The sequence below is a fragment of the Allosphingosinicella sp. genome, assembly GCF_036387215.1.
GTDB lineage: Bacteria > Pseudomonadota > Alphaproteobacteria > Sphingomonadales > Sphingomonadaceae > Allosphingosinicella.
Genome location: NZ_DASVUE010000291.1, coordinates 1 through 7,163, shown reverse-complemented (window position 1 = coordinate 7,163; position 7,163 = coordinate 1). Strand labels below are relative to the sequence as shown.

The window sequence follows — 7,163 nt, the reverse complement described above, 5'->3', positions numbered from 1 at the left end:
AATAATGTTCGAGCATGTCGATGGGAGCGCCGGTCTCCCGCTCGATCTCGTACTCGTCCGCTCTCATGGCCCTCAATTCCCGCACCAATTCATGTAGAAAGCGTGCACGCGGCGGCGCGGCACATCAAGAGCAGCGCCGCGCGCTGCTGCAACAAAGCTGTGGATTAGCGGAACGTTCCGATATTCTTCTGTGGATTGTCCTAGACGCCGGCATCGGGCGCGGAAGCAGTTCGGGCGTCGATGGCATCGAGCCTTGCCTTCAGGAGCTGATTTTCCTCGCGCGCGGCGACGGCGATCGCCTTCACGGCCTCGAATTCATCGCGGCTCGCCATGTCCAGCCCGCCGACCCAGTCACGAGCGCGCTCGCGGAACGAAGCTTCAGCCTCGCGTGTCATGCCTGCGACGGTACCAGCGGCGCCGTTCAGCACCTTCACCAGATCGTCGAAGAAGCGATTTTCTGACTGCACGAAAGCCTCCTGATGCTCAGAGCTCGATATCGGCACTGCCCTCACGCGGGACAAGGGCCTCCGCCTCGGGGTTCAGTTCGATGATCTTGTAGTTGAGGAAGCCGGCGAAGCAGAGCCAGGTAAGATAGGGCAGCATCAGCAGCGCCGCCCCCCGGCGCACCTTGGCGAACCGGACCGTGGTCGCGATCGAGAGGCCGAAGATTGCGGCGAGCACGAACAGCGCCACGCGCACCTCGTGGAGGGCGAAGAAGATCGGCGACCAGGAGTAATTGAGGAGGAGCTGGGCAAAGAACAAAGCCAGCGCGAGCGAACGGCCCCGCGCTCCCCGGGCATTCAGGATCATCGCCAGCGCGAGGCCCAGCAGGATGTAGAGAATGGTCCAGGCGACGCCGAACATCCAGCCGGGCGGCATTGCCTCCGGCTTCACCAGGGCGTCGAACCACGGATTCCCGTAGCCGGAGCCGGAAGCGCGGCCCGACAGCGTTCCGAGAAGCAGCACCGCCGGTACCGTGACCAGAGCCCAGCGGAGGTACGACATGCGCAGCTGCGATCTCGACGCTATGGCCGTCATTCACTCTCCTGCCGCTCGTGAGCGCTCCGGCGCGGAGCTAAAGGTGCCGCGCCCTCTTATCAAGTGCGGCGGGCGGCAAGCAGGAACTCGACATTGCCTCCGGGGCCGGTGATCGGGCTCTGGACGATCCCCTCGACCGTCCATCGGCGCGACCGGACCCACTCCGCCGCGGCCGCGCAGACGCGTTCGTGGACCGCCGGGTCCTTCACGACGCCGCCCTTGCCGATCTCGTCCCGCTCGGCCTCGAACTGTGGCTTCACGAGAGCGATCAGCCCGCCTGCAGGCTTCGCGAAGCCGAGAGCCGTATCCAGCACCTTGGCGAGCGAGATGAAGCTTGCATCGCAGACGATGAAGTCGACGGGTTCCGCGACGATCTCAGGGGTGAGGTAGCGCGCGTTCGTCTGCTCGTGGACGATCACTCGCGGATCCTGCCGAAGCTTCCAGGCGAGCTGGTTGGTGCCGACATCGACCGCAAACACCTTGGCCGCGCCCCGGCTGAGCAACACGTCGGTGAAACCGCCGGTCGAAGATCCGACATCGAGCGCCACCGCGCCCGTCACGTCCCAGCCGAAATGGGTCAGCGCATGATCGAGCTTGATCCCGCCCCGCGAGACCCAGGGATGCTCCCTCCCCCGCACCTCGAGCGGAGCATCGTCGGCAAGCCCCTGCCCCGCTTTCTCGATCTTCCGCTCGCCCGAGAAGACCAGCCCCGCCAGGATCAGCGCCTGCGCCTTCGCCCGGCTCTCGATTAGCCCACGATCGACGAGAAGCTGGTCTGCGCGAGCCTTCGGCACAGGCTCGGCCTTACGCCCGCGCGCCTTCGACTACACCGACGCTGTTGATGCGGAGGGCCTTGAGGACGGTTTCCACGATGTGGGGGGCGTTGAGGCCGGCTTCCTCATACTGCTTTTCCGGCTTTTCCTGATCCTGGAAGACATCCGGGAGACGCATTGTGCGGAGCTTCAGACCCGCATCGATAAGGCCGAGATCGCTCGCGAGCGTGAGGACGTGCGCGCCAAAGCCGCCCACGGCCGCTTCCTCGATCGTGACGGCAACCTCGTGGGTGCTCAGCAGGCGGCGGATCAGCGCCTCGTCCAGCGGCTTTGCGAAACGGAGATCGGCGACGGTGGTCGAAAGGCCCCTCGCCTCCAACTCGTCGGCGGCCTTTTCAGCTTCGGCGAGGCGCGTACCGAGCGAGAGGATCGCGACCTTCTTGCCTTCGCGGACGACGCGGCCCCTGCCGATCTCGAGCCGCTGGGGAACGGCGGGGAGCGCAACGCCGGTGCCGTTGCCGCGGGGATAGCGCACCGCGATCGGCCCGCTGTCGTGCAGCGCCATCGTGTGCACCATATGCACGAGCTCGGCCTCGTCCGCGGCGGCCATAACTACGAAATTCGGCAACGTGCAGAGATAGGCGAGGTCGAAGCTGCCGGCGTGCGTCGAGCCGTCGGCTCCGACGAGCCCAGCGCGGTCGAGGCCGAAGCGGACCGGCAGGTTCTGGATTGCGACGTCGTGCACCACCTGGTCGTAGGCACGCTGGAGGAAGGTCGAATAGATGGCGCAGAAGGGGCGATAGCCCTGCGCCGCAAGGCCGGCGGCGAAAGTCACCGCATGCTGCTCGGCAATGCCCACATCGAAGGTGCGCTCCGGGAAGCGCTGCTGGAACTTGTCGAGGCCGGTACCGGACGGCATCGCGGCGGTGATCGCGACCACCTTGTCGTCGCGTTCTCCCTCGGCGACCAATGCGTTGGCGAACACGCCGGTATAGCTCGGCGGCCCCGGCTCGGCTTTCGCCTGTACGCCGGAAACGACGTCGAACTTCTGGACACCGTGATATTTGTCCGCCGCAGCCTCTGCGGGGGCGTAGCCCTTGCCCTTCTTGGTGACGACGTGGACCAGCATCGGCCCCTCCGCGGCATCGCGGACATTTTCGAGGATCGGGATCAGGGCGTCGAGATCGTGGCCGTCCACCGGGCCGACATAGTAGAATCCCAGCTCTTCAAAGAGGGTACCGCCGGTCGCCATGCCGCGGGCATATTCCTCCATCTTCCGCGCCGTATTGTGGAGCGGCCGCGGAAGCTTCCGCGCGAACCGCTGCGCAAGGTGCCGGACGGATAGATATTTGTTCGAGCTTACGATCCGGGCCAGATAGTTGGAGAGGCCGCCGACCGGCGGCGCGATCGACATGTCGTTGTCGTTGAGGACGACGACCAGCCGGTTCCCCGCAGCCTCGGCATTGTTCATCGCCTCGTAGGCCATGCCCGCGCTCATCGCGCCGTCGCCGATCACGGCGATGCCCTTGCCGGGCTTGCCAGCAAGCTTGTTGGCGATGGCGAAGCCCAGAGCAGCCGAAATCGAGGTGGAGCTGTGCGCTGCTCCGAACGGGTCGTACTCGCTCTCCGAGCGCTTGGTGAAGCCGGAAAGGCCGCCGCCCATGCGCAGCGTCCGGATCCGGTCACGCCGGCCGGTGATGATCTTGTGCGGATAGCATTGGTGCCCAACGTCCCAGATCAGCCGGTCCTCGGGCGTGTTGAAGACGTAGTGGAGCGCAACCGTGAGCTCGACGACCCCGAGCCCCGCCCCAAGGTGCCCGCCGGTCACCGAAACGGCGGAAATCGTCTCGGCGCGAAGCTCGTCGGCAAGCTGGCGCAATTGATCCGCCTTGAGGCGCCTAAGGTCCTCAGGATATTGAACGGTGTCGAGCAACGGAGTGGCGGGTCGATCGGTCATGTCGCGGCTGTCGTCCTTCCGCGGCGCCTTAGCCGCCCCCGCCGTTGGTGTCGAATGTTGTTACCGTGCACGCCTCGTGCAGATCGGCGCCCGGCCTAGTCGCTCTCGCAATCCGAGCAGCGGCCGCGAACCTCGATCACGGGGCGATCGGGAGCGAAGCCGGCCTGCTTGGCTGCCGCCCGAACGCCGCCCGAGAGGCGATCGTCATCGAGGTGGGTCGTCTGCCCGCAGCTGTCGCAGATCAGGAAGATGCAATCGTGCAGGCAATCCGGATGGTCGTTGGCGACATAGGCGTTCGCGCTTTCGACCCGGCGGGCGAGGTTGGCACCGACGAACAGATCAAGGATGCGATAGACGCTGTTGGCCGCGATCCGCCGCCCCTGCGCCTGCGAGACCTTATCGGCAATGTCGTAGGCCGAGGCCGGCTTGTCGAAGCTTGCAAGCGCCTCGAAGATGGCCGCGCGCATCGCGGTCCATTGCTCGCCCGATTTCTCCATCGTCTGCTGCGCCGCGCGCGCAAGCGAATCGCCCTCGTGACTGTGATGGTGATGGGACTGGGCCATGGCACGAAAGTAGGGAGTCGCTCGCCTCCCGGCAAGCTTCAGATCAGCCTCAGATGACGGCCCGCCGATTGAGGTCGTGCCCGAGTGCGAGGATCGCGACCCCCAGGATCGTGTACATCACCTCGCCCCCGTCGTGCGGCAGCGACAGCGCACCCGCCATGACGCCCAGCCCGAGGCCTCCGACGGCAGCGGGCATCATGAAACCGTGCTCCGCAACGCCGCGTCCGAGCGCGATCATGCCAAGGCCGATTGCGAGCAGCAGCCCAATTTCGTGGATTGCGGGATGAAGCAGAACCCCGCCCGCAGAAGCGAGCACGGCCAAGAGGATCGTGCTTGCAAGGCAATGGACGAGGCAAAGGCCGGACAGCCCGATGGCGACCCGGTCGATCAACCCAGCCCTGGCAGCACCTGCGAACACCTGCTCTTCTCCTGTGCCCTCTATAGGCCTCCTGCAGAGAAGATACAACATCACATATGACCGAAAAGTTGCGATTGCATCCGGAGCGGACAAGTCCATATCGCGCGAATGGCTTCAGACGCTCGATTATCCGCACCAGCCCGCGCGGGCACTGTCCCGCGCCCTGCCGCCATATCGACATGGCTGCTGGCCGTGGCAGCTCTCGTTTTCGCAATGGTGGTCGTCGGTGGCATCACCCGCCTCACCGAATCTGGCCTCTCCATGGTGCGCTGGGAACCGATCTCCGGCGCTATCCCGCCCACCTCGCCCGAAGCATGGGAGGCGGAGTTCACCGCCTACAAGGCCTCGCCCGAATATCAGAAGATCAACCGGGGGATGTCGCTGGCGGAGTTCAAGAACATCTTCTTCTGGGAGTATGTCCACCGCCTGCTCGGCCGCTTCATCGGTCTCGCCTTTGCCCTGCCGCTCGCCTGGTTCGCGTGGAAACGTGCGATTCCGCGCGGCTACGGCTGGCGGCTGACGGCCTTGCTCGGGCTGGGCGGGCTTCAGGGCCTGGTCGGCTGGTGGATGGTCGCGTCCGGGCTCGTCGACCGGCCGGAGGTGAGCCATATCAGGCTCGCAACGCACCTCCTGCTCGCGCTCTTCATCTTCGGCGCCCTTATCTGGACGGCGCTCGACCTTCGGCGGCTGGCGCGGGATCCTGCCTCCCAGCCTGCCCGGCTTACCGTGACCGCCGCCTGGGCGCTCTCGCTCCTCGGCCTGCAGCTTTTGTTCGGCGCCTATGTCGCCGGACTCGATGCGGGTTTCGCCTATAACAGCTGGCCCCGGATGGGCGACGAATGGTTTCCCTCCGGAACGCCGATGCTCCAGCCGTTCATAACCAACTTCGTCGACAATCCAATCATGGTGCAGTTCGTCCACCGCTGGCTCGCCTGGGTCGTAGCCGCTGCCGCCTTGCTGCTTGCGGCGCGGGCCTGGTCGAGAGGCTTCCGGATAGAGGCGTTCGCCCTGGTCGCGGCGGTCACGCTCCAGATCCTGCTCGGCATCGCAACCCTGCTGACCGGCGTCGAACTCTGGATCGCGGTTGCGCACCAGGCGATGGCCGCATTGCTGCTCGCGGCCTCCGTCACCGCCGCCAACAGCATCGGCAGGCGAAGCGCACAGGCAAGCGCACAATGAGCGGCATCGTCAGCGTCTACGCTGTCTTCGGCAGCGACCAGGAAGCCCGGCGCATCGGGAGGATGGTGATCGAGGAGCGAGCTGCGGCGTGTTTGAACATCCTTGGGCCGTGCCATTCCATCTATCGGTGGCAGGGCAGGATCGAGGAAGCGGAGGAGGTGGCCGCGATCTTCAAGGTGACCGCGGGAGGAGCGGATGCGCTGATCCGCCGGATCGGGGAGCTCCACAGCTACGAAGTCCCCGCGGCAGTCGTCTGGCCGATCGCCGAAGCGCCCGAGAGCTACCGCCGCTGGGTGGTGGAGAATAGCGGAAGGTAGTATATTACCTCCCGTCAAACCCGCGAATTTGGTTGACTAAATCGGCCTCCGCTGTCATTTGGCCGCCCAGCAGCGCTGCCCTTGCGGGCGGCGCCGTTTCATTTCACGAGAGGTTATCCTCCAGGGAGTCCGGGCCATGAAGGCGCTGATGAAGACCACCAAATCGGCCAAGCCCGCCGAGGTGGAGAAGAAGTGGCATCTGATCGATGCCGACGGCCTCGTGGTCGGCCGCCTGGCGACGATCATCGCCAATCTGCTGCGCGGCAAGCACAAGCCGAGCTACACCCCCCACGTCGACATGGGCGACCATGTCGTCGTCATCAACGCGGACAAGGTGCGGTTCACGGGCAAGAAGCTCACCGACAAGATCTATTACAAGCACACCGGCTATATCGGCGGCATCAAGTCGATCACTGCCGACAAGGTGCTGGACGGCCGCTTCCCGGAGCGCGTCCTCGAGAAGGCGGTCGAGCGAATGATCCCGCGCGGTCCGCTGGGCCGCGACCAGATGCGCGCGCTTCACCTCTATGCCGGCACCGAGCACCCGCACGGCGGCCAGTCCCCTGAACTCCTCGACGTCGCGGGCATGAACCGCAAGAACAAGGTTGGTGCCTGATGTCCGACAATCGCCAGTCCCTTTCCGATCTCGGCGCGCTGACCAGCGCTCCGGCCGCTGCGCCTGCCGCCCCGGAAGCCGCCGAAGCCGCTCCCGCCGCGCCGATCCCCGGCGCCGACGATGACGGCCGCTCGACCCAGGGCCCGCAGATGGAAGCCGTGCTCCGCGAGCAGCAGCTCGACAAGCAGGGCCGCGCTTATGCCACCGGCCGCCGCAAGGATGCGGTCGCGCGCGTCTGGCTGAAGCCCGGCAGCGGCAAGATCACGGTCAACGGCCGCGATCAGGAAGTCTATTTCGCCCGC

The 7,163-nt window shown here is 65.7% G+C and carries 10 protein-coding genes; 4 read left to right on the top strand and 6 right to left on the bottom strand.

Features of this window, described 5'->3' with window-relative positions; all coding sequences use genetic code 11:
• Positions 1-200: 200 nt before the first annotated feature.
• From VF662_RS11935 to VF662_RS11910, 6 genes are all read right to left on the bottom strand, one after another.
• Positions 201-467: an accessory factor UbiK family protein gene (locus VF662_RS11935; protein ID WP_464141428.1), complete on the bottom strand. Its 267-nt coding sequence runs from the start codon at positions 465-467 to the stop codon at positions 201-203.
• 16 nt (positions 468-483) lie between these two features.
• Complete coding sequence (locus tag VF662_RS11930) at positions 484-1,038, bottom strand: TspO/MBR family protein (RefSeq protein WP_464141426.1); 555 nt, start codon at positions 1,036-1,038, stop codon at positions 484-486.
• 59 nt (positions 1,039-1,097) lie between these two features.
• Complete coding sequence (locus VF662_RS11925; protein WP_464141424.1) at positions 1,098-1,832, bottom strand: TlyA family RNA methyltransferase; 735 nt, start codon at positions 1,830-1,832, stop codon at positions 1,098-1,100.
• A gap of 10 nt (positions 1,833-1,842) precedes the next feature.
• On the bottom strand, positions 1,843-3,768 hold the full coding sequence (dxs, locus tag VF662_RS11920; RefSeq protein ID WP_464141422.1) for a 1-deoxy-D-xylulose-5-phosphate synthase: 1,926 nt from the start codon (positions 3,766-3,768) through the stop codon (positions 1,843-1,845).
• A gap of 95 nt (positions 3,769-3,863) precedes the next feature.
• Entirely contained in the window at positions 3,864-4,331 is a 468-nt protein-coding gene (locus VF662_RS11915; RefSeq protein WP_464141419.1) for a Fur family transcriptional regulator, read from the bottom strand.
• Between the two features lie 49 nt (positions 4,332-4,380).
• Positions 4,381-4,749, bottom strand: coding sequence for a MerC domain-containing protein (locus tag VF662_RS11910; protein WP_464141417.1), 369 nt, complete (start codon positions 4,747-4,749; stop codon positions 4,381-4,383).
• Between the two features lie 108 nt (positions 4,750-4,857).
• Between VF662_RS11910 and VF662_RS11905 the strand changes: the two genes are divergently transcribed.
• The 4 genes from VF662_RS11905 to rpsI form a co-directional block, all read left to right on the top strand.
• Positions 4,858-5,928 carry a COX15/CtaA family protein gene (locus VF662_RS11905; protein WP_464141415.1) on the top strand — a complete coding sequence of 357 codons (1,071 nt, stop codon included), beginning with the start codon at positions 4,858-4,860 and terminating at the stop codon, positions 5,926-5,928.
• Complete coding sequence (gene cutA, locus VF662_RS11900; protein WP_464141413.1) at positions 5,925-6,245, top strand: divalent-cation tolerance protein CutA; 321 nt, start codon at positions 5,925-5,927, stop codon at positions 6,243-6,245. Before VF662_RS11905 ends, cutA begins: the two co-directional genes overlap by 4 nt.
• 136 nt (positions 6,246-6,381) lie before the next feature.
• Complete coding sequence (rplM, locus tag VF662_RS11895) at positions 6,382-6,861, top strand: 50S ribosomal protein L13 (protein WP_464141411.1); 480 nt, start codon at positions 6,382-6,384, stop codon at positions 6,859-6,861.
• Positions 6,861-7,163, top strand: a 303-nt coding sequence (gene rpsI, locus VF662_RS11890) for a 30S ribosomal protein S9 (RefSeq protein ID WP_464141409.1), incomplete at its 3' end; no start/stop codon positions are given. The genes rplM and rpsI, both read left to right, overlap by 1 nt.

Excerpts from the sequence above, each read along its gene's own strand:
- VF662_RS11930 (WP_464141426.1), bottom strand. The coding sequence starts at position 1,038 with ATGACGGCCATAGCGTCGAGATCGCAGCTGCGCATGTCGTACCTCCGC.
- cutA (WP_464141413.1), top strand. The coding sequence starts at position 5,925 with ATGAGCGGCATCGTCAGCGTCTACGCTGTCTTCGGCAGCGACCAGGAA.
- dxs (WP_464141422.1), bottom strand. The coding sequence starts at position 3,768 with ATGACCGATCGACCCGCCACTCCGTTGCTCGACACCGTTCAATATCCT.
- rplM (WP_464141411.1), top strand. The coding sequence starts at position 6,382 with ATGAAGGCGCTGATGAAGACCACCAAATCGGCCAAGCCCGCCGAGGTG.
- VF662_RS11915 (WP_464141419.1), bottom strand. The coding sequence starts at position 4,331 with ATGGCCCAGTCCCATCACCATCACAGTCACGAGGGCGATTCGCTTGCG.
- VF662_RS11905 (WP_464141415.1), top strand. The coding sequence starts at position 4,858 with ATGGCTTCAGACGCTCGATTATCCGCACCAGCCCGCGCGGGCACTGTC.